Source organism: Gemmatimonas sp. (assembly GCF_041689975.1).
Lineage (GTDB): Bacteria > Gemmatimonadota > Gemmatimonadetes > Gemmatimonadales > Gemmatimonadaceae > Gemmatimonas.
In genome coordinates this window covers 1-21,284 of the sequence record NZ_JBDNFF010000037.1, presented here as the reverse complement: position 1 = coordinate 21,284, position 21,284 = coordinate 1, and the positions used below count along the sequence as shown (strand labels likewise).

Annotated in this window: 18 protein-coding genes; 6 read left to right on the top strand and 12 right to left on the bottom strand. The window is 65.0% G+C overall.

The window, feature by feature from the left end; translation table 11 throughout:
- Positions 1-1,054, bottom strand: a 1,054-nt coding sequence (locus ACESNG_RS02895) for a PAS domain S-box protein (RefSeq protein WP_373067728.1), incomplete at its 3' end; no start/stop codon positions are given.
- A 213-nt stretch (positions 1,055-1,267) separates the two neighbouring features.
- On the opposite strand from ACESNG_RS02895, the gene ACESNG_RS02890 reads away from it, so the two are divergent.
- On the top strand, positions 1,268-1,723 hold the full coding sequence (locus tag ACESNG_RS02890) for a hypothetical protein (protein ID WP_373061600.1): 456 nt from the start codon (positions 1,268-1,270) through the stop codon (positions 1,721-1,723).
- 7 nt (positions 1,724-1,730) lie between these two features.
- Here ACESNG_RS02890 and ACESNG_RS02885 read toward each other — a convergent pair whose 3' ends face one another.
- From ACESNG_RS02885 to ACESNG_RS02870, 4 genes are all read right to left on the bottom strand, one after another.
- Entirely contained in the window at positions 1,731-3,773 is a 2,043-nt protein-coding gene (locus ACESNG_RS02885) for a heterodisulfide reductase-related iron-sulfur binding cluster (RefSeq protein ID WP_373067726.1), read from the bottom strand.
- An 8-nt stretch (positions 3,774-3,781) separates the two neighbouring features.
- Complete coding sequence (locus ACESNG_RS02880; RefSeq protein WP_373061596.1) at positions 3,782-4,771, bottom strand: electron transfer flavoprotein subunit alpha/FixB family protein; 990 nt, start codon at positions 4,769-4,771, stop codon at positions 3,782-3,784.
- A 1-nt stretch (position 4,772) separates the two neighbouring features.
- On the bottom strand, positions 4,773-5,528 hold the full coding sequence (locus ACESNG_RS02875; RefSeq protein WP_373061594.1) for an electron transfer flavoprotein beta subunit/FixA family protein: 756 nt from the start codon (positions 5,526-5,528) through the stop codon (positions 4,773-4,775).
- 120 nt (positions 5,529-5,648) lie between these two features.
- Positions 5,649-6,899, bottom strand: coding sequence for an acyl-CoA dehydrogenase family protein (locus tag ACESNG_RS02870; RefSeq protein ID WP_373067723.1), 1,251 nt, complete (start codon positions 6,897-6,899; stop codon positions 5,649-5,651).
- A gap of 155 nt (positions 6,900-7,054) precedes the next feature.
- Between ACESNG_RS02870 and ACESNG_RS02865 the strand changes: the two genes are divergently transcribed.
- Complete coding sequence (locus ACESNG_RS02865) at positions 7,055-9,832, top strand: beta strand repeat-containing protein (RefSeq protein WP_373067722.1); 2,778 nt, start codon at positions 7,055-7,057, stop codon at positions 9,830-9,832.
- 204 nt (positions 9,833-10,036) lie between these two features.
- Complete coding sequence (locus ACESNG_RS02860; protein ID WP_373061588.1) at positions 10,037-11,044, top strand: hypothetical protein; 1,008 nt, start codon at positions 10,037-10,039, stop codon at positions 11,042-11,044.
- Positions 11,045-11,051: 7 nt separating this feature from the next.
- On the opposite strand, the gene ACESNG_RS02855 is transcribed toward ACESNG_RS02860, so the two are convergent.
- From ACESNG_RS02855 to ACESNG_RS02835, 5 genes are read right to left on the bottom strand one after another with little or no spacing between them, the layout of a single operon-like run.
- On the bottom strand, positions 11,052-11,981 hold the full coding sequence (locus ACESNG_RS02855; protein ID WP_373067720.1) for a SprT-like domain-containing protein: 930 nt from the start codon (positions 11,979-11,981) through the stop codon (positions 11,052-11,054).
- 20 nt (positions 11,982-12,001) lie between these two features.
- A complete protein-coding gene (locus tag ACESNG_RS02850) occupies positions 12,002-12,667 on the bottom strand; it encodes an alpha/beta hydrolase (protein WP_373061584.1) in 666 nt (221 codons plus the stop codon).
- The gene (locus ACESNG_RS02845) at positions 12,664-13,824 is read right to left on the bottom strand and encodes a VOC family protein (RefSeq protein ID WP_373061582.1); all 1,161 of its coding nucleotides are present in this window, start codon (positions 13,822-13,824) and stop codon (positions 12,664-12,666) included. Before ACESNG_RS02845 ends, ACESNG_RS02850 begins: the two co-directional genes overlap by 4 nt.
- Before the next feature lie 6 nt (positions 13,825-13,830).
- Complete coding sequence (locus ACESNG_RS02840) at positions 13,831-14,715, bottom strand: metallophosphoesterase (protein ID WP_373061580.1); 885 nt, start codon at positions 14,713-14,715, stop codon at positions 13,831-13,833.
- Positions 14,708-15,721: an isocitrate/isopropylmalate dehydrogenase family protein gene (locus tag ACESNG_RS02835; RefSeq protein ID WP_373067717.1), complete on the bottom strand. Its 1,014-nt coding sequence runs from the start codon at positions 15,719-15,721 to the stop codon at positions 14,708-14,710. The genes ACESNG_RS02840 and ACESNG_RS02835 overlap by 8 nt, the downstream gene beginning before the upstream one ends.
- Positions 15,722-15,885: 164 nt before the next feature.
- Between ACESNG_RS02835 and ACESNG_RS02830 the strand changes: the two genes are divergently transcribed.
- Positions 15,886-17,976, top strand: coding sequence for a carbon starvation CstA family protein (locus ACESNG_RS02830; protein ID WP_373061576.1), 2,091 nt, complete (start codon positions 15,886-15,888; stop codon positions 17,974-17,976).
- On the opposite strand, the gene ACESNG_RS02825 is transcribed toward ACESNG_RS02830, so the two are convergent.
- Entirely contained in the window at positions 17,973-18,491 is a 519-nt protein-coding gene (locus ACESNG_RS02825) for a hypothetical protein (RefSeq protein ID WP_373067715.1), read from the bottom strand. The genes ACESNG_RS02830 and ACESNG_RS02825 overlap by 4 nt on opposite strands.
- A gap of 153 nt (positions 18,492-18,644) precedes the next feature.
- Between ACESNG_RS02825 and ACESNG_RS02820 the strand changes: the two genes are divergently transcribed.
- Entirely contained in the window at positions 18,645-18,854 is a 210-nt protein-coding gene (locus tag ACESNG_RS02820; RefSeq protein ID WP_373061572.1) for a YbdD/YjiX family protein, read from the top strand.
- Between the two features lie 3 nt (positions 18,855-18,857).
- Here ACESNG_RS02820 and ACESNG_RS02815 read toward each other — a convergent pair whose 3' ends face one another.
- The gene (locus ACESNG_RS02815) at positions 18,858-20,051 is read right to left on the bottom strand and encodes an MFS transporter (RefSeq protein WP_373067713.1); all 1,194 of its coding nucleotides are present in this window, start codon (positions 20,049-20,051) and stop codon (positions 18,858-18,860) included.
- Between the two features lie 51 nt (positions 20,052-20,102).
- Here ACESNG_RS02815 and ACESNG_RS02810 point away from each other — a divergent pair.
- The coding region (locus ACESNG_RS02810) for a M20/M25/M40 family metallo-hydrolase (protein ID WP_373067710.1) at positions 20,103-21,284 on the top strand (1,182 nt) is incomplete at its 3' end.

Sequence of the window (21,284 nt, the reverse complement as noted above, 5' to 3'; positions counted from 1 at the left end):
CCAGGCCGGCGAGGTCGATGCACTCGCTCAAGAGCGTCTGCTGCCGACTGAACGCCAGCAGTTGTCGGGTGAGGCCGGCGGCACGCTCGGCGGTGTACCGCGCGCTTTCGAGATCGGCCCGCGTGTGATTGTCGTCGGGTAGTTCGTAGCTCGCGAGCTGGACAGCATTGCGTATCGCCGCCAGCAGGTTGTTGAAGTCGTGCGCGACCCCGCCAGCGCGTTGCCCAACCGCCTCCATTTTCTGTGCGAGATCAAGTCGCTGCTGCACGGTAGCGCGTTCGCGATCGAGTTCCAGACGCCGAGACTGATCGCGCCACGCCACCACCGACACGCGGCGTCCAGAGAGCATCGTGTGTCGCACACTCACTTCGACCGATACCTCAGTGCCATCGGGCGGCTGGTGCACCCAGTCGAACGTGTGCGCCCCCTGCTGGAGCGTCACGACGCCAAGAGCCCGCGACTTCTCGTCGGACGACGTCCCGTCTGGCTGAGCCGGCGGAGAGAAATCGGCCGGCCGTCGGCCGATGATCTGCACCTTGTCGGTGAGTCCCAGCATGCTGAGTGCGGCCGGGTTGCAATCCACGACGCCCGACTGATCGGAAATAAGCAGACCGTCCTGAGCGTGTACGAAGGCCAGCCGGAAGCGATCTTCGGCCTCCTTGCGCTCCGTGATGTCCTGTCCGACGGCCACGATGCCGACCGGCGCATCGGCCTTGTCGAGCACGCGCGTCACGTTCCAGAGTAGCGTGCGTCGCTGTCCGTCGGGGAGGATCGAGTCGTCTTCGAAGTTGAGGGTGCGCTTGCCAGCGAGGACGGCCTGAATGTCGATGGCAACCGCAGCCTGATGCTCTGGCGCGATGAACATCGCAACGTAGTCCTTGCCCAGCGCCTGAGCGCGCGGCGTCTGGTACAGGTCCTCGGCGGCTCGATTCCACGCGAAGATGCGGTGATCCGGGTGCAGACCGACTATGACGCTGCCCGCGGTCTCCACGATGGCCGCCAGGAGCGACCCTTCGGGTGCGTCACCAAGCGCCCACTGCGGCATGTCGGACATTGGCCTCTACCAACTCAAGAGCTGGCGCGAACGGTTTGACTCACGGCGTCGTGATAAAAAGAGAGGCTATGTGGAAAGTCGATCTCGTCCAACAGCCGCGCCGCTGACGGGTCTGTCCCGCACTCAGTGTGGCAGCCACTCTACAGTCACGGCCTCGGGCAAGCGGTCTCCCCTCTGAAGCGCGGCGGGCATCATCCTTCCAGTAGCGGGGGTATGAACTCGCCAACGCGTATCCCCTGGCTTCGTGCGCCGCTGCTGGCGCTCATGATTCTGCTCTTTGCGCTTTTGGCTCTGTTGCCGGCGGCAGCGGTCCGAGCGCAATCCGCGCCCACATCAGCTGCGGCCTCGGCACCAGCATTGCCGTTGGCGACGGTAGACGGCGAAGTGAGCGACATGTTCGTGAAAGGTAAGTTGCTCGAAGTGCGCTACCGCAACACCGGCACAACGGCCACCGATATCATCGGCGAGGTGCAGGTGCGGGTCGGCGACGACTCGCTGGTCGTGGTCGTGCCGTTGATGGATGGAAAGCGGATCGAAGCAGGCCGGCGCGAGACTTTCCGCGTGATGATGCCGGCACTCCCGCCCGGCAAGTACACGATCTACGCCGTGGTGAATTTCGGCGGCGAGGCCCTGACCGCCGCGCAAGCCGACCTCGAAATCCGGCCGTAGACAGTCGCTACGCTGGCACGATCGGCATTAGCCGCGAGGCGACCACTTCGGAGATATCGAGCACCGGCACGGTACTGCCGACTCCCGTGACACCATCGGTGATCATCGTCATGCAGAAGGGACAGGCCACCGCGATCTGATCGGCGCCCGTGGCCAGCAGCTCTTCGCTGCGTTCGACGTTCACACGCTTGCCGACGTTCTCTTCCATCCACATGCGACCGCCGCCGGCTCCGCAACACAGACCGCGACTCTTCGTGCGCGGCGGCTCCACGAGCTCCATGATCGGCAGCGCGCGTTTGAGCACGTTGCGTGGCGCATCGTAGATGTCGTTGTAGCGACCGAGATAGCAGGAGTCGTGATACGCCACCTTGAGCCGCTGGCCATGCTCGGTGTCGAGGGGCACGCGTCCCGCCTCGAGCAGCCGTTCGATGTAGTCGGTGTGGTGAATGACTTCGTAGTTCCCACCGATGTCCGGAAACTCGCTGCCCATCTGGTGGAAGCAGTGCGGACAAAACGTGACGATGGTTTTCACGTTGTAACCATCGAGCGTTTCGATAACGCCCTTGGCGAGCATTTGATACAGATACTCGTTGCCCATGCGACGGGCCGGATCACCATGACAGGTCTCTTCCTGTCCGAGGATCGCGAAGCGCACGTTTGCCGCCTGCAGGATGCGCGCGAACGCCACCGTGATCTTCTTGGCGCGATCGTCGAACGAACCCATGCAACCGACCCAGAACAGAATGTCGGCCTTCTCGCCCTTCTCCACCAACTCGGCCATCGTGGGGATGTCCATCCCTTCGGCCCACTGCGCGCGGTCCGACGCGCTGAACGCCCACGGACTGCCGTTGCGCTCGAGACTTGTAAGCGCCGGCGCCAGCTCGTCGGGGAAGCGCGACTCCATGAGCACCAGGTCGCGACGCAACTCGTTGATGATGTCGAGCTGGTCGATGCTGACCGGGCACTCCGTCACGCAGGCGCGGCAGCTGGTGCACGCCCAGAGTTCTTCTTCGGTGATCCAGTCGTCGAGGAGATTCTTGGCGAGGACCGCCGTCTGCTCTTCGGTGGCCGTACCGCCGCCGGTCGCGATCGCGTCGAGCGTCGTGGCTTTTTCCGTGAGTCGCGCGCGGGTCTTCACCACGATCATGCGCGGCGAGAGCAGCTTGCCGGTAATATTTGCCGGACATACCGCCGTGCAACGACCGCATTCGGTGCACGAGTAGCCGTCGAGCAGATTCTTCCAAGTCAGATGCTCCACGTCGGCCGCGCCGAACTGCTCGGCGTTCTCCGCTTCGAGATCCATCGGACGCATCGCGCCGATGCGGCCCGGGCCGCTCGTGTTGGAGAACCACACGTTGATCAGCGACGTGAGCACGTGCAGATGCTTCGAGCCCGGCAAGTGATTCAGAAAGTACAGAATCAGCACGGCGTGAATCCACCACGACACGCGTGCCACCACGTGTGCGGTCTCTGGCGACACGCCACCGAACAGGGGCAGCAGCAAACCGGAGATGATGCGTCCGTCGGTCGACGCGCCCGTGCGCAACTCCATCACGAACAGCAGCAACAGCGTGATCATGAGAATAGCGATCATGCTGAGGATGAACACGGCGTCGGCGCCGCTCACCTCGGCGAAGCGCTTCGGCTTGATCACCAACCGACGGTACAGCAGGTACGCCACGGGGACCAGCACGAAGACCGCGAAGATCTCCTGCGACACCACGTACGGCAGGTACAGGAACCGCGGGAGAATCACGTCCCAGGTGAAGGGCGTGTAGAGCCCCTGAATCATGATCTCGAGCGTGCCGAGGCCAAGGACGCAGAAGCCCCAGAACACGAGGGCGTGCATCATGCCACCAACGGGGTCGCGCAGAATCTTGCTTTGCCCGATCCCGATCAGCAGGAAATTCTTCGTGCGCTGACCGGGGTGGTCGGTAAGGACTTCATCGCGGCCGATGTGCAGCCAACGGTTCAGGCGCTTCGCGCTTCGAGCGAAAAACCCGAGCGCGACGGCAAGAATGACCGCGAAGACAAGATTCGAGACCCCCATGGTTCCGATCAGCCCTGCGCCTTGACAGCCTTCACGGCAGCGGTGAGCGCTGGCATGATTTCGAACACGTCACCAACGATACCGTAGTCGGCAATCTTGAAGATCGGGGCATCCTTGTCCTTGTTGATCGCCACGATTGTCTTCGACGTGCGCATGCCGGCCAGATGCTGAATGGCGCCGGAGATCCCGACGGCGACATACAGGGTCGGACTCACGTTACGTCCCGTCTGTCCGATCTGATCCGAATGCGGGCGCCATCCTTCGTCGGTGACCGCGCGCGTAGCACCGACCGCCGCGTTACCGAAGGCATCGGCGAGATCTTCGCACAGCTTGAAGTTCTCGGGGGCCTTGAGTCCACGACCACCGGCCACGATCACCGGCGCGTCATTGAGATCAAGCTTGCCGGTGTTGCCTTGCTTGAGTTCGACGACCTTCACACGCGACGCCGACGGATCGGCGGCCGACGTGATCGACGTCGTGGCCAGCGCACGGGGGGCCAGCGCCGGCTGGAACGCTGCCGGACGGACCGATAACAGCGCCGGCGTGCCCGCAAGCGCCAACGTGACGATCACCTTGCCATTCATGTTAAAGTGCTGACCCAGCACCATGCCGCCTTCCACCGTAAAGCCGGTAAGATCGGCCGCCAGTCCCACACCCATCTTGGCCGCCACACGCGGCGAGAGATCGCGTCCTTGCGCCGTCGCGCTGAACAGTGCGTAGCCATAGGTCCCGCTACCGAGCTGCTGGGCGACCGTGGCCGCGAGGGCCTCGGGATTGTACATCGCGAATCCGGCGTGCTCGAGCACGAGCACCGAGTCGGCGCCATGCTGCGCCAGCGACTCGGCCTTGGCACCGATACCGGCATCACCGGCCAACAGCGCATGCACGCTGCCACCACCGGAAAGTTCGGCGAGCGCACGACCGGCCGTCACGGCCTCGAGCGCCACCTTGCGCAGGTCGCCGCCACGTACTTCTGCGAATACGAGGACGTTGGCCATCTCAGAGCACCTTCGCTTCGGTCTGGAGGAGTCGTACGAGCTCGGGCACGGCGGCTGAACTGTCGCCAAGGATGCGTCCGGCCGCGCGTTCGGGGGGCAGCGCCATCTTGTGCACCGTCACCTTCGCGTCGCCGAGCTGTGCCGGCTTCACGTCGAGCGGTTTCTTCTTGGCCGCCATGATGCCCTTGAGCGACGGCAGCCGTTCCTTGTTCAGGCCGTCGTCGATCGTGAGCACTGCCGGAAGCGGGAACTCCACGACTTCAGTGGCGCCTTCCAGCGCGCGCTCAGCACGACCGGTGGAGCCGGTGATCTCGAGTTTGAAGACGTTGGTTACGCACGGCAAGTCGAGCAGTTCGGCGACCATCGGGCCCGTCATCTGATTCATCGAATCGATGGCGATGCGTCCGAAGAGAACGAGGTCGTAGCCGCCCTCCTTGATCTCGGCCGCCAGCGCACGCGCAATGGCGAGACCGTCGGCCGGAATGCTGTCGGCCTTCAACAGGACACCGCGATCGGCACCCATGGCGAGCGCCTTCCGAATCTGCTCCGAAGCCGCATCCGGTCCGAGGGAGATCACGGCCACTTCACCGACGTTACCGTTTTTCTCCTTGAGCTGCAGCGCGGCTTCGATCGCCCACAGATCGAAGTCGTTGATGTCGTACTTGAGGCCCGCGTTGTCAACGCGGGAGCCGTCAGCGGTAATGGCGAACTTCACTTCCATAACCGGGACGCGCTTGATGCACACGGCGATCTTCACCGCGGAAACTCCGTAAAAGAGGCTGAGGGGTTGGAACTACTTCGCAGGGCGGAAGCTAGGCGCGGACACCTCCGCCGGCAATGCGACGGGACCGTCACCTTTTAAACGCGCCGCTCGGCCCTACTTGAACGCGCTGAGTCCCGTGATCGCCTGACCGAGAATCAGCGAATGCACATCGTGCGTGCCCTCGTACGTGTAGACGCTCTCCAGATTCGCCATGTGACGCATCGCACCGTACTCGGCGAGGATGCCGTTGCCACCGAGTAGACGACGCGCTTCGCGGGCGATGTCGGTGGCGATATTCACGTTGTTGCGCTTAGCCAGCGACACCTGTGTGGGCGTGAAGTTGCCGGCATCCTTGAGGCGTCCCAGATGCAGCGACACCAACTGCGCCTTCGTGAGTTCGGTGAGCATATCGGCCAGACGGACCTGCTGGATCTGGAAGCCTCCGATCGGCTTGTCGAACATCACGCGCGTCTTGGCATACGATACCGCTTCCTCGAAGCATGCCATGGCAGCGCCGAGCACGCCCCAAGAGATGCCGTACCGCGCCTGGGTGAGGCACATGAGCGGACTCTTGAGCCCCTTCGATTCGGGCAGCAGTGCGTCGGCCGGCACATGCACATCGGTGAGCACCAGCTCCGACGTGTGGCTGGCGCGCAGCGAGAGCTTGCCGTGCTGATCCTTCGCATGAAAGCCTGGCAGCGACGTATCCACGACGAAGCCGCGGATGCTGCTGTCGTCGTTGCTGTCCTCGGTGCTGTCGCCAGTCTTGGCCCAGATGATGGCGACGTGCGCCTTGGATCCGTTGGTGATCCACATCTTGCCGCCGTTGATGATCCAGCTACCGTCGGCCTGCTGCTTGGCGCGGGTGATCATGCCCGAGGGATTCGATCCGTAGTCGGCTTCCGTGAGACCGAAGCAGCCGATCATTTCCGCCTTCGCGAGCTTGGGCAGATAGTGCTGCTTCTGCGCCTCTGAGCCGAAGGCGAAGATCGGATACATGACCAGCGCGCCCTGCACCGAGGCGAACGACCGGATTCCGGAGTCACCGCGCTCGAGCTCCTGCATGATCAGGCCGTAGGCGACGCTCGAGAGACCGGCGCAGCCGTACTCCTCGGGGAGGTTGGCGCCGAGCACGCCGAGTTCGGCCATTTCGCCAATGAGCTCGTCGGGAAAGCGACCCTGCACATAGCAGTCGCCGATGATGGGCAGCACGCGTTCGTCGACGAACTTGCGGATCGTGTCGCGAATGGAGCGCTCTTCTTCGGTCAGCGCGGCATCAATGTTGAACAGATCGGCGGCATGCGCCTTCAGCTCGACAGAGGGCAGCGCGGGTATCGCGCTCACGAACAGGAGATCAGTCGCCATTTGGAAAGCCTTTCAGCTGGAGGAGCGGGGAGTCTTGAATGGAATCTAGTGCGTCGCGAGACGAAGGTGACCTGATGGTCGGGTTTGGTTGACACAAAGGCAAACAGTACATCGCTTCCGTGGTTCCATCACGATGACTTTTCATTCGTGAGGCGATGATGCCACGCTGGACGACTTTTCTCACTACCCCAGTATTCGCGTTATCCGTGGCCGCCTGCTCCAGCGGGGGCGATGACCCGATCACGCCGCCGCCAGCGCAAAGCATTGGCGTGCAGCTTTCGGCCACGTCCGGAACCGTAGCGCGTGGGGCGTCCGGAAGTACGACCGTGACGCTGAGCCGTGTTGGGAGTTACACCGGCTCGGTTTCTATTACCGCCGAGAACCTCCATGCGGGCGTGACGGCCCGCATCACGCCGACGCCGCTGACCGGGACCGCGAGTAGCGCGACGACTTACTCCCTCACGATTCCGACGCCTGCGGTGGCACTTACCGCCGGCAGCGGCAAAACCTCCATCGTGGCCGGCTTCTCGGCCACCGTGCCGATCACGATCACGCGCTCCAACGGCTTCTCCGATGCGGTGACGCTGGCCGCGACGGGCCTCCCCACCGGAGTGACCGCGACGTTCACACCAGCGACGATCGCGGCTGGGTCGACCTCGAGCACGCTCACCCTGGTCGTTGCGGGCAACGCCGCACCGGGGGCCAGCACCGTAGTCGTCAGCGCGTCCGGCACTGGTGTCACTACCCAGACGGCGTCACTGGCGCTCACGCTCACGGCGGCGTCCACGCCAGCCGTATCGCTGACGTCGACCCCAGCTGCCGTGAGCATCGTGGCGGGTACCACTGGCATCACGGCCATCGGCGTCTCACGCACCGGCGGCTTCGTCGGTGACGTCGCGCTGGCATTGGAAGGCGCACCGGCGGGAGTAACGGGCGCGTTCTCGACGAATCCAGTACTCGTCGCGGGCACCAGCAGCACGCTCACGATCTCCACCACCGGCGCGGCCGCACCCGGCATTTACAACCTCACGGTCCGCGGTACCGGCACTGGGGTGACGGCGACGACCACCACGATAGCGGTGACGGTCGCAGCGACACCCGGCATTACGGTGTCTGCGGCGCCGACGGCACTTTCCGTCGCAGCTGGCAACGCGACGACAACGGCCGTGACGATCACACGCGCTGGTGGATACGCGGCCGATGTGTCACTGGCCGCCACGGGACTTCCCGCCGGTGTCACGGCAGCCTTTGCGCCGGCCACGCCCACCGGGGCGACGCTGACCAGCACGCTCACGCTGACCACCACGACGGCGGCCACGGTCGGCACCGCGGCCGTGACCGTGACCGCGTCGGGCACGGGAGTAACGGCGCAGACGGCCACGGTGAATCTCACCGTCACCGCGACGGCGCCGACGCCGACCTACACCATGGCGGCAACCGCCGTGAGCGCACAGCAAGGCGCGAACGGGACGAGCACGGTCACGCTGACGCGTGGTGCGGGCTTCGTGGGCACGGTGAATTTGGCGGTGACCGGATTGCCGGCGGGTGTGACCGCAACGTTCAATCCGGCGGCAGTGACCGGTACGACGTCGACGTTGACGCTCGCGGTTGGTGGCTCAGTGACGGCTGGTAGCTACACGGGCGTGATCACGGGAACGGCGACCGGTTTGGCCAACGTGACGGCTAACGTGACGGCTAACGTGGCGCTGACGGTTACGGCACCGGGCGGTGGTACGGGGAACGTGAACTGGACATTCTGTGACGCGAGCGTGTACCCGTTGTGGTTCGCCGTCCAAAACGGCACCGGCGGCGCATGGACGCGTGTGACGTCTACGGGAACGACGAACCGCGTGTTCAGCTTCTCGGCCGGCAGTATCGGCGGCGTGGCGTATGCGCAGACGAACGGCAACGGCACGGGTACGTCGGTGACGGTGCAGTACTTGTCGCTCGCGGAGACGACCGCTGGCGCGTCCAACGAATGCGTGGCGAACCGAGCGACCAAATCCCTGTCGGGAACGGTGGCCGGACTAGCCACAGCCGGACAGTCCGCGAACGTCGGCATCGGTGGCGGCAGCGCCACCGTATCGTTCCCCTCGACCGCCTACACGATCACCGGCGTGGATGATGGGACGACGGACGTATTGGCATACCGTGGCGGCTTTAATCTGACGACGTTTACGCTGAACCCCCCAGACCGCGGTGTGCTGCGGCGCAACGTCAACTACGCTCCTAACTCTACGGTTCCGGTCATCGACTTCCTGGGCGCGGAATCGTTCGCGATCGCGAACGCCCAGTATACCGTCGGCAACGCCGGCGCCGACAACGTAGTCGTGACGTCTGGCTTTGTAACGGCGAACGGAACGGCAGGCGGGTTCGGCATTGGTGCGCTGAATGGCACCGGCACCGGACCGTTTGCCGTTTACGGCGTGCCGAGCGCCAACACGCAGTCTGGCGATTTTCACCAAGTGATTGCTTTCGCTGTATCCGGTGCCAGCGCTACAGCACCGACGCGCGCCGTGATTCAGTTCAATCGCAATCTCGTGAACCGCACGATTACGCTGGGCCCGCTCATGACGCAGCCCAGCGTCACGTCGCTCGGCTCCTCGTCATATGTGCGCTTCTCGGCAACGGGGGCTTGGCAGTCGGAATACGCCGACAACGTGAGCATTAGTTACCAACAGCAGTCCACAAACAGCAACAACTGGACAGTGACGACGTCTCGCAGCTATGCCGGCTCAGGTGCGTCGACATGGACGATGGCGCTTCCACACTTCAGTAGCGTGGCTGATTTCAGTACGTCCTGGGCGCTGTCGAGTGCCTCGACCACCTGGTCCTCCACCGCGACGGGCTTTCTGTCGAGCTTCACTGGAACGTCCGTCACCGAAGACGCCTCGTTGCGTTTCGGCACGAGAACGAATACGATCGCACCGTAGCGCACCGCCGACACCGCAGATCGCACAACGCCACCGTTCGCTGTACGCGAACGGTGGCGTTGTTTTTTGAACGAAAGTCTGTCGATAGTCCGACCTACATCACATAACACAGAATACCGGACCGACACTTGCCGGTGACTGTTCGGACACGGATGCGCAAAGCTGCGCGACCTACTTCTCCGCCTGTTCAAGCGAGACGTTTCGATGAAAGCATGGTTTCCGTTTCTGCTCTCGGCCGCGGTTCTGACCGCCGCCTGCTCCGACGATGATATCGTCAATCCGGCCGGCATTCTCGGTGTGACTCTCGGCCAGACGGCCTCGGCCGTCGTGGTCGGCGGCAGCACGACCGTTCCTGTCACCCTGACACGTGGCGGCGGATTCACAGGCAGCGTGAACCTTACGGCGGAGAATCTCCCGACCGGTGTCACCGCGACCTTCGCACCCAACGCGGTTGATGGATCGACCACGAGCAGCGTGCTCACGCTCTCCGCCGCCGCTACTGCGTCGGCGGCCACCAGCACGATTACGGTGCGGGCCACAGGGAGCAATGTGACCGCCGGCACGGCCACACTGCCACTCACGGTGTCCAGCAATGGGCTGACGCTGTCGGCCAGCGCGACCACGGCGATTGCGGCACAGGGCGCCGCCGCCACGATTCCAATTGTGATCAATCGGATCGGTACGTTCACCGGCGATGTCACGCTGTCGGCCGAGGGGCTGCCCAATGGTGTCACGGCGGCGTTCGCACCGGCGACAATCATTGGTGCGAGTCGCGTGACCACGCTCACGTTTACCGCAGCCAGTACGGCCACGGTGGGACTCAGCACGATCACCATTCGTGGTGCAGGCACCGGTGTGGGCGCACAGACGCAGACGATCGCCCTGACCGTAGCTCCGTCCACCACGGCCGGCTTTGGCTTCTTCACGTCGCCAGCCGCGTTGACCGTCCCGGCCGGACAGTTGGTGGCCAGCGCTATCACGGTGTCGCGTCAAAATAGTTTCTCCGGCGGTGTGCAACTCACGGCCACCGGCGCGCCGACCGGCATGACGCTCACCTTCACGCCGAATCCGGCAACCGGCACATCGGTGGCGATCACGGTTGCGACCACGTCCATCACGCCGGTCGGGGTGTACGTCCTTCCGATTACCGGCACGTCGAGCGGTGCGGCGAACTACCTGAGCACGATCACCGTGGTGGTGACGGCGCCGTAATCACGAATCACCCGGTGGCTGTGCGTTTCTTCTCGAGCGGCGTGACATCCCGTCTCGCCGCCGGGGTAATCCCCACGTCGCGCGCTTTCTGCCGGAATGCCGTGCCGTGATCCACCGGCTGACCGGTTTCATGCTGCCACTGGTGCACCATTTCATGCAGCAGCGTATGCATCGCTTCACGCCAACCGTGTCGCGTGATGTGCGTGCGTGACATCACGATTTCAGGGGGCGTGTGGCGCGAACCCGGATCGTAGTGGCCGAGTCGGGTGGCCATCCGCCCGGACAACCGCAGCGGAATGACCGAGAGCGCGCTGTCGAACCACTTCTCGCTCAGGTTGCGATGCGCTTCCAGAAGTTGCGCGATCATGGCCACATCACCGGGACGCCCCGGCTCCTGTCGGCGTAGGGATGGCCCGCGCTCCACGTCGAAGGCGAGGATCGCTTCGCGCGTCGTGGCGCGCTCCGTCTTGTTGCGCGCGGTCGCGAACGCGATGATTGCGCGCAACACGGATTCCGGCGCTTCGGCGTAGCCTTCGTGGATGCGCAACGTACGTCCGATCAGCGACACCATCACCGTGCGTGTGCGCATGAGCACCAGGGCATCGACGCCGCGCAGACCGAGATCCTCGAGACGTGAAAAGAGCACGGCGGTGCGGGCACGCACGGCGGTGCGACCACGAGCCGGACGCGTGCCGTCGGCCACCGGCCTTGGCGGAACGGGCACGAATGCCGGCGTGAGCACCGGAGAGAACAGCTGCGTGAACAGCTGCGACACCGTGGCGGTTACCGACTGTGTGAATGACGGCGATGCGGCTGGCGCCAGGGCCGGCGCTGCCACCAGCGTCGTAGGACGCGTCGCCATCGGCGACGATGATTCCGACGCGGCCGGAACCGCGTCGATGAAGTCGAAACCCAATTGCGTGTGCCGGCTGCTCATCGCGGCGGAAGATGCGCCTCTTACCGGGTTCCGCGCAACGTGTCGACCATTTCGGCGAGCGCGTCGATCTCGTCACCGACAATGTCGTGACCGATTCCCGGGTAGATCCGCAGATCGACCGTCGCCCCAAGTGCGCGGAATACGTTGGCCGACGACCGCACGATCGCCTCTGGGATGTGCCGGTCGGCATCGCCGCACGCGAGCAGCACCGACGTGCCGCCGAGCGAGCCGTAATCGTTACGAGGCACCGCGGGATCGCCGATCAATCCGCCCGCCAGCGCCGCCACCCCGCCGAAGCGCACCGACGATGTGGCCGCCATCGTTGTGTATTCGAGTGTCAGACAGGCGCCCTGCGAAAAACCCACCAGAATGATGCGCTCACTCGGGATCCCCGCCGCCCGGACGAAATCAACGGCCGCACCGACCGAAGTTAGCGCGCTGCCAAGCCACGGCTCGTTCTGCTCCCGAGGATCGAGAAATCGTTTCGGATACCAGCTGTTTCCCACTGCGGCGGGCGCCACCAGCGCGGCACCGGTCGCCTTCGCGGCCTTGGCGATCGGCAGCATTCCCTCGGCGCTGCCGCCGCGTCCGTGCACCAGGACGAGCGCGTACGACGCCTTTTCAAGTGGACTACCCGCCACCAGCGGCAGCACCCCCGCGTGCGGACCCAGCATTTCGCGGGTCATGAACTCCCTTCCATCGTTTCGGGAATCGGCAGCGATCGGCCGGAGTGCGAGCGCATCCCCCCGTCGCCGTCGAATCCATCGTAGGGCCACGGCGCACGGTCGATGTTCTCGATGTGCGCCTCGATCTGCTCGCGATGCTCCTCGAGCCAGGGCGGCAGCCGCAGTGTGGATCCCGTCGTGCTCACCGGCTCGTCCACCAGGAAGCCGGGGCCATACGTGGCCAGCTCCACGATGTGTCCGTCGGGATCCTTGGTGTAGATGCTCTTGAAGTACACGCGGTCCATCACCGGCGACACGTCGACGCCAGCATCGAGCAGCCGATCGCGAAACAGGAGTTGTTCGGTTTCGTTGGCCACCGCCAGTGCGTAGTGATGCCCCTGCCCCGTGCCCATGTGCGAGCGCTGCTCGGTGGCCGGACGCTCGAGATACGTGACCAGCGAGCCGGGACGCGCATCGGCGCTGCCCCACGACCAGTGGCGCGTACCGGGATCATCGAAGTTCTCCGTCTGCCTCACCAACGTCATGCCCAGCACACCACGCAGGAACTCGTCAGTGCGCTCCACATTCGCGGTCATGGCCGTGAGGTGATGCATGCCGCGAGTCAGCGCCATGAATGGATCGATTGTCGTGACCGACTCCGGCCACGTGAGCGTCGCGATCAGCGCTTCGTCACGACCTCCGCGCACCAGTTCCGCCGGCGGCGTGCGCTGGATGGTGGTCCCGGCCTGCTCGGTGAACAGCATGCCCGGACCATCGGTCGCGATCTCGAGAATGACGCCGTCCGGATCACGGAAGTAGATCGACGTGAAATATTGCCGATCGTACGGACCACGCACGCGCAGTCCGAGATCGGTCAGACGCCGCTTCCAGCGGAGCAGCGCGTCTCGCTCGGCTACGCGCAGCGCGACATGGTGCGTGCCGCCAATGCCGGTACGGCCACGCGGAGCCCGAGGCCACTCGAAGAACGTGACGACCGTGCCCGCGCCGCCCGTGTCGTCGGCGAAGTACAGGTGATAGCTGCCGGGATCGTCGAAGTTGACCGTCGTCTTGACTAGCCGGAGACCGAGCACGCGAGAGTAAAAGTCAACCGTCCGCTGTGCATTGCCGGCGACGAGCGTGACGTGATGGAGACCGAGAATGTGTGACGTGGTGGACATGGTGTCCTAACCCCTGTCGAGCGTGGTGGACATCGGCCCCGGCACGAACTCGCCGTCCTGGAATCCCCAGGCACGCACCGTCACCTGCGCGGCCGTCGCCTCGATCACATTCAGCGCTGACGGCCGTTGCTTGCGCATGCGGTTTGACAGCGTGTTCGCGCCGCTCACGATGAATCGTCCGGTCGTGCGCTGGACGACGTCGGTCTGCTCCTCGTGATCGTGCCCCGTGCACACCACGTCGACCGACATGGCGGCGATGTGGTCGAGCGTCGCTTCCGGCCGCTTGAGGCCCCAGCGACGCGACAGGCGCCCGCGCACCACGTTGTGGTGCAGCACCATAAGGCGCAGATCGCCAACCGGACTGGCGGCGAGTTCGCGTGCCGCCCACTCCAACTGCGCGGTGGTCAGTCCGCCCTTCACGCGCCAGTCGCGCGGATACCAGGTGACCGCCTGCGGCAGCATGCCGGCCGCGGAGTTGAGTCCAACCATGGACACACCCGGCACGCGCACCACTGGTTCGAGCAGCGGATTGATGTAGTGCCTGTAGCGCTCGTGCAGCCGACCGGCATCGCCCCAGCCGAACGGCGCACTCCACCACGCGGTGTCGTGATTGCCCGGCACCTCGATGGTCGGCGCGAGCGCACGGAACCGATCGAGAATCTCGCGGGCGCGTTGGAACTCATGAATGCGGGCGCGCTGCGCGAAGTCGCCGGAGATCACGATCGCGTTGAAACGCGACGCGGCCGCCATCTCGAGCGCGGCGGCCACGTGCGCGTCCACGAACGGGCGACCGCAGTGAATATCCGAGATGTGCAGGACGCGCACGAGAGCCGAATCGGGAGCTGAATCGAGAGCCGCGCCCGCGATCTCACCGGCGGATCGATCAGCCAAGGCGCGCGATCACCGCATCGGTGAACTCGTCGGTGGTCGACGTGCCACCAAGGTCGCGTGTGAGCACAGCTCCATCACGAATGGTGCCTTCAAAGGCGCCCCGGATATGATCAGCGCGTCCGCGATCGCCGATATGATCCAGCATCATGCACGCCGCGAGCACGAGTGCGCCCGGATTCGCGATGTTCTTGCCCGCGATATCCGGCGCCGTACCGTGCACCGCTTCGAAGATCGCGGTGCTCGTGCCGAAGTTGGCACCCGGCGCGAGTCCGAGTCCGCCCACCAAGCCCGAGATCTCGTCGGAGAGAATGTCGCCGAAGAGGTTGGTGGTGACGACCACATCGAACTGCTCCGGGCGCATCACGAGGTGCATCGCCATGGCGTCGATGATCCGCTCTTCGAACTGTACGCGGCCCTCGTACTCGCGGGCGATCATGCGTCCGACATCGAGAAACAGCCCCTGCGAAAACTTGAGGATGTTCGCCTTGTGGACGAGCGTGACCTTCTTGCGGTTGTGCGCGATGGCGTACTCGAACGCGTAGCGCACGATGCGCTCCGATCCGAACCGGGTAATGATCGCCACCGACTCTGCGGCCGCCTTCGGATCATCGCCGATCTTCACGTAGTGCTCGACCCCGATGTACAACCCTTCGGTGTTCTCGCGCACCAGCACAATGTCCACATTGTCGAAGCGACCCGGCACGATCGTGTGCGCGGGGCGAACATTGGCGTACAGGTCGAACGTCTTCCGCAGGGCGACGTTGATGGAGCGGAAGCCGTCGCCGACCGGGGTCTCGAGGGGGCCCTTGAGGGCCACGCGGGTGCGCTTGATCGAGTCGAGTGTGGCGTCGGGGATCGGATCGTTCCAGCGCGCCACGCCGGCCATACCGGCGACCTGGCGGTCCCAGTCCACATTGGCGCCAGCAGCGGCCAGAATGCGATCGGTGGCGTCGGCGATCGACGGTCCGATGCCGTCGCCGGGGATAAGCGTTACGGAAGTAGCCATGTCGAATAAGATCGTCGGGCAGTGGTGGGAGGTGAAGTCGCGCGCTGGAAAGCCGCAGATCAGCGGACGGCACGTCCAAAGCGGAGCACGCCCTGCCCCATTTTCCCGGATTTCGCAGCGTTCTGCATTGACAGCAGCAGGTACAAGCGCGTACACCGTATGCCATGTCCTCCGCTTCCCCTAGCTCTGGCCTGCTCAAACAGGTCCCGTGGATCGCCATCGCCGTGCTCGGCGCTGGCGCCCTCGCCACCGTCGCCCTGAACAAGGGTGAGACGATCAGCGCCGCGTGGTTGCTGACCGCGGCGGTCTGCACCTACCTCATCGCCTACCGATTCTACAGTCGGTTCATCGCCGCGGACATCTTCGGTCTCGACGCCACCCGGTCAACGCCGGCCGAGCGCCTCGATGACGGTCGTGACTATGTGCCGACCAATAAGTGGATCGTGTTCGGCCACCATTTCGCCGCCATCGCCGGTCCCGGCCCGCTGGTCGGACCCACGCTGGCCGCCCAGTTCGGCTTTCTGCCCGGCGCCCTCTGGATTCTGGTGGGTGTGGTGCTGGGTGGAGCGGTTCAGGACTTCGTGATCCTTTGTGCCTCGGTCCGCCGCGACGGCAAGTCGTTGGGCCAGATGGCGAAGGAAGAGATCGGCACGGTAGCCGGTGCCGTGGCGCTCGTCTCGATCCTCGGCATCATGATCATCCTGATCTCGGTGCTGGCGCTGGTCGTCGTGAACGCGCTGCGCGACAGCCCGTGGGGAACCGTGACGATCGGTTTGTCGATCCCGATCGCCATGCTGATGGGCGTGTATCTGCGTTGGATCCGTCCGGGTCGGGTGCTCGAGGCGACCGCCGGCGGTCTGGTGCTGTTGTTCCTGTCGCTGTATGCGGGCAAGTGGGTATCGGAGTCGGCCACGTGGGCGCCGGTATTCACGCTCAGTGGCGTGACGCTGTCGCTCCTGATCATGGTGTACGGCTTCTTTGCCTCGGTGCTGCCGGTATGGATGCTGCTGGCGCCCCGTGACTATCTGTCGGCATTCGTGAAGATCGGCGTGGTGCTGGCGCTCGGCGTCGGCATCCTCGTGGTGCTCCCGGACATGGAGATGCCGCCGGTCACGAAGTTCATCGACGGCACCGGACCGGTGTTCGCCGGCAAGCTGTTCCCGTTCGTGTTCGTCACGATCGCGTGCGGTGCCATTTCGGGTTTCCACGCGTTGATTTCTTCCGGCACGACGCCGAAGTTGCTGCGTCGTGAACCCGATGCGCGTCTGATCGGATACGGCTCGATGCTCATCGAGTCGTTGGTGGCCACGATGGCGCTGATCGCCGCGTGCGTGCTCACGCCCGGCATCTACTTCGCGATCAATTCGCCGGCGGCGGTGATTGGAACCACCGCGATGAGTGCGGCCGACACCATCAACGGCTGGGCCCTGTTCAAAACCATTTCGGCGGCCGATCTCGAACTGTTGGCGCGTCAGGTCGGCGAGAATTCTCTCCTGTCCCGCACGGGTGGCGCACCCAGTCTCGCAGTGGGTATGGCGCACCTGTTCTCGCGCGCGCTCGGCGGCGAATCGGCGATGTCACTCTGGTACCACTTCGCCATCATGTTCGAAGCGCTGTTCATTCTGACCACACTCGACGCCGGCACGCGCGTTGGCCGCTTCATGTTGCAGGATCTGCTCGGCAACGTGTACAAGCCACTCGGTCGCGTGTCCTGGTATCCGGCCGTGGTACTCTGCTCTGCGCTATTCGTGTCGATGTGGGGGTACTTCCTGTACCAGGGCGTGACGGATCCCCTGGGCGGCATCAACTCGCTGTGGCCGCTGTTCGGCATCTCCAATCAACTGCTGGCGACCGTGGCGTTGTGTGTCGGCACGACGGTGATCGTGAAGATGGGGAAGGCGAAGTATGCGTTCGTCACCATCATTCCACTCACGTGGCTGGTGATTGTCACCGCGACGGCCGGCGTGCTCAAGATCTGGTCGAGCGACCCGAAGCTCGGCTTCCTGTCGCATGCGCGACTGATCGAAGGGCAGATCGCGGCGGGTACGCTCCCGGCGAACATCAAGACACTGGCCGCAGCGCAGCGGCTGATCTTCAATGACCGACTCGACGCGGCCGTGGCCGGATTCTTCCTTGTGTCGGTGGTCGTGATTCTGACCGCGTCGATCATCGAATGGATGAAGGTGATCAACGGCAGCAAGGCGGCGGTATCCAGCGAAACGCCGTACGTGCGCACGCAGCTGGTGGACGCCTAGTCGGCCACCGCGTGGCAGTACTCGACGCGTGCTTCGATCGTGTGCGGCAACAGCCAGCGCAGCATGGCGACCTCCGACTGGCCGGCGGTGACCGTTGCGGCGTGCAGTCGCGGCGCGCCGGCGGTGAACGCGTCGAGTCGCTGATGGAGCTGTTGGCGGAGCGTCGGCGCCTCCGGAATCCCTGGCATGGCGTTGATGGCGCGATCGAGGGCCGCGTGCCGGTCGGCCGACGCGCCGAACAGCATTTCGCGGGTACTGAAGCAGGCGCCATCGGTGATGGCATCGAGCAGCTGCGCGCGGGCGTCCGTCCGCTGCGTGGGATCGGCGGCGGCGGCGAGCACAGCGGGTGTGAGCCGGTCGATGCGTCCTGCCATGCGCGCACCGTGCGGAAGCCGACGGGCGGGTTCTCCCGCCGCGTACACGCTCGCCGCCGTTGCCGATACTACCGCACCCGAAACCGTAAGCAGGGAGAGGATCAGCAGACGACTCGTCGTCATCGAGGTCGGCAGGGGCATGGCATGGCTTTGGCTCTCGCAAAAAGGCGGGTCACGAACGAACTTACGGATAGGCCGCGCGCCGACCGACCTGACGCGGGTGCTCTCCCACCCTACGAGCCAGCAGGACCGAGGTCACCCTCGTGTCACAGCGGTGCCTCTCACCATCACGCCATGCCACACACTGCGAACACCACGCCGTGGAAAGTCAGGATGCGTCGTTGGATCGCGACCGTGCATCGAATCATCGGCGCGCCCGATTACGAGACGTACCTTGCGCACATGCAGCGCAAACATCCCGGCTGCACCCCGCTCGATGCGCGGGCGTTCGAGAAGCAGCGCCTGGTGGACCGATACAAGCAACCCGGCTCTCGCTGCTGCTGACCCTTACGCTTCGGGTGGGGCCAGCACGATCAGCGACATGACCACGGCGGCCACGACGGCGAGCGCCGCCCCCATCCCGAATGCGGTCGGCGACCCGTAGGTATCCCAGACGACGCCGAACACGATGCTGGCCGGAAGCGCCGCCACACCGACGGTGGCCTGATACCAGCCGAACGCGGTGCCCCGACGCGGTGCCGCAACGAGGTCCGCCACCAGCGCCTTTTCCGCGCCTTCGGTGAGGCCGAAGACGACGCCGTACACGCCGAACAGCGCCCAGGCATGCCACGGGTCGGTCGCCAGCGAGAAACCGGCGTACACGGCCGCGTAGAGCCCCCAGCCGGCCACGATCAACGGTCGACGACCCACGCGGTCAGACAACGCGCCCGCCGGCGTGCTCGAGGCACTCTTCACCAGGTGCAGCAGCACCCACACCAACGGAATCAGCGCCGTGGGTACACCGAGCTGCGACGCCCGCAGCAGTAGGAAGGCGTCGGTCGAGTTGCCAAGCGTGAACACGAGAATCGGAACCATCGCGAGCCAGAATGACCGCGGTAACGCGGTCGCGGGTTCCGTTCCCGATACGACGTTCGCCGACGCGATCGGCGCCGAAGCGCCCGGCGCAGGCGTCGCGCCGCCTCGTTCCTCACGGACGAACGCGATTGCGACCATCACGGCCAACGCTCCGGGAATCGCGGCTACCCAGAACACGTGTCGGACCGGCATCCCGAGCCAGTGCAAACACGCGAGCGCGATCAGCGGACCGACCACGGCGCCGGCGTGGTCTGCCGCCCGGTGAAAACCGAACGCGCGCCCACGAAACTCCACCGGCGTGGACGCGGCCAGCAAGGCGTCACGCGGGGCGCCGCGGATCCCCTTCCCCACCCGGTCCACCAGGCGGATGGCCAGCACCTGCGACGCACTCTGTGCTATCGCCACCAACGGGCGCACCAGCGACGCGATCGTGTAGCCGGCCACGATCAACGGCTTGCGACGGGACAGCCGATCTGACCACCATCCACTGGCCAGCTTGAGCAGCGACGCCACCGCTTCGGCACCCCCCTCGATCAGGCCCACCATGCTCACCGTCGCGCCCAACGTGCCTACCAGAAACAGCGGCAGCAGCGGCGCAATGATTTCACTCGACGCGTCGGTGAGAAAACTCACGGCGGCGAGGGCCAACACGTTACGAGTCGGCATCCAGCGCGGTGGAGGCGTCGGTGACGGGGTTGGCGGGATGGAACTCACACGATGACCACGGCGGACTCCGGGAAGAACTGGCTCACGCCGATGCTGGAAACCTGGCGAAACCGGCGAGCGTGGATTCTCGAGCAACAAATCGCCATCGCCCGCATCGCCGCACCGACAGGGAACGAAAGCGATCGGGCGGCGCTGCTGCAACAGGATTGGCGTGCGTGCGGCCAACTCGTCACACGAGAGCGCGCGGGCAATGTGATCACGCGGGTGGAACCTGCTGTCGCACCGATGGGGGCAGTCGAGTGCGCCGCGCCCGGGCCGCTGGTGTGTCTCGCCCACCTCGACACGGTCTTCGACGCCGATCAGCCGCTGACCGTACGCCAGGAAGGCTCGCGCACATTCTGCCCGGGGATTGGCGACAATGGACGCGGACTGGCGGCCATGTCGGTGCTGGCGCGCGTGCTGCAGGATCCCGACGTGCGCACCCGCTTGCAGCGGCCGATCGAACTGGTTCTCACGGTTGGCGAAGAAGGCGAAGGGAATCTTCGCGGTGCCTCACGGTGGTTCGACGACGCCGTCGGGCGAAGTTGCCTACCGGCGGCGGCCGTGGCGATCGATGGCCCCGGGGACTGTACCATCGTGCACCACGCCGTCGGTGCGCGCCGACGGCGCATCACGTTCACCGGCGTGGGTGGACACAGCTGGGCCGATGCCACCACGCCCAACCCCGTGCACGCCGCCGGCGCCTGCATTGCGGCGATCGCGCGTCTCGCCGACGCCTCGCGCCCCGGTGGCGTGGTGGCCATGACGCGCATGCACGGTGGCGAACATCTCACCGGTGTGCCGATGCAGGCCTGGATCGATGTCGACATGCGCTCGTTGGATCCGGTGCGGCTCCACACCATGAGCATCGAACTGGAGCGCATCGTGCAGCGCGTGATACATGACGAATCCGCTCGCGAACCGGCGCGGGCGGTGCACTACGCTATCACGACCCTCGGCGACCGGCCGACGGGCATGATCGACAACCGGCATCCCCTCGTGCTGGCCGCCGCGTCGGCGACACGCGCCGTGGGACGCATTCCGCAATCCGCATCGGCATCGAGCGATGCGAACGTGCCGCTCGCTCGCGGCATCCCGGCCATCGCGATCGGTGCCGGTGGTACCGGCAGCGCTGCACACACGGCCAACGAGTGGTACGATGACGCGGACAGTGAGATCGGACTCGAGCGCGTG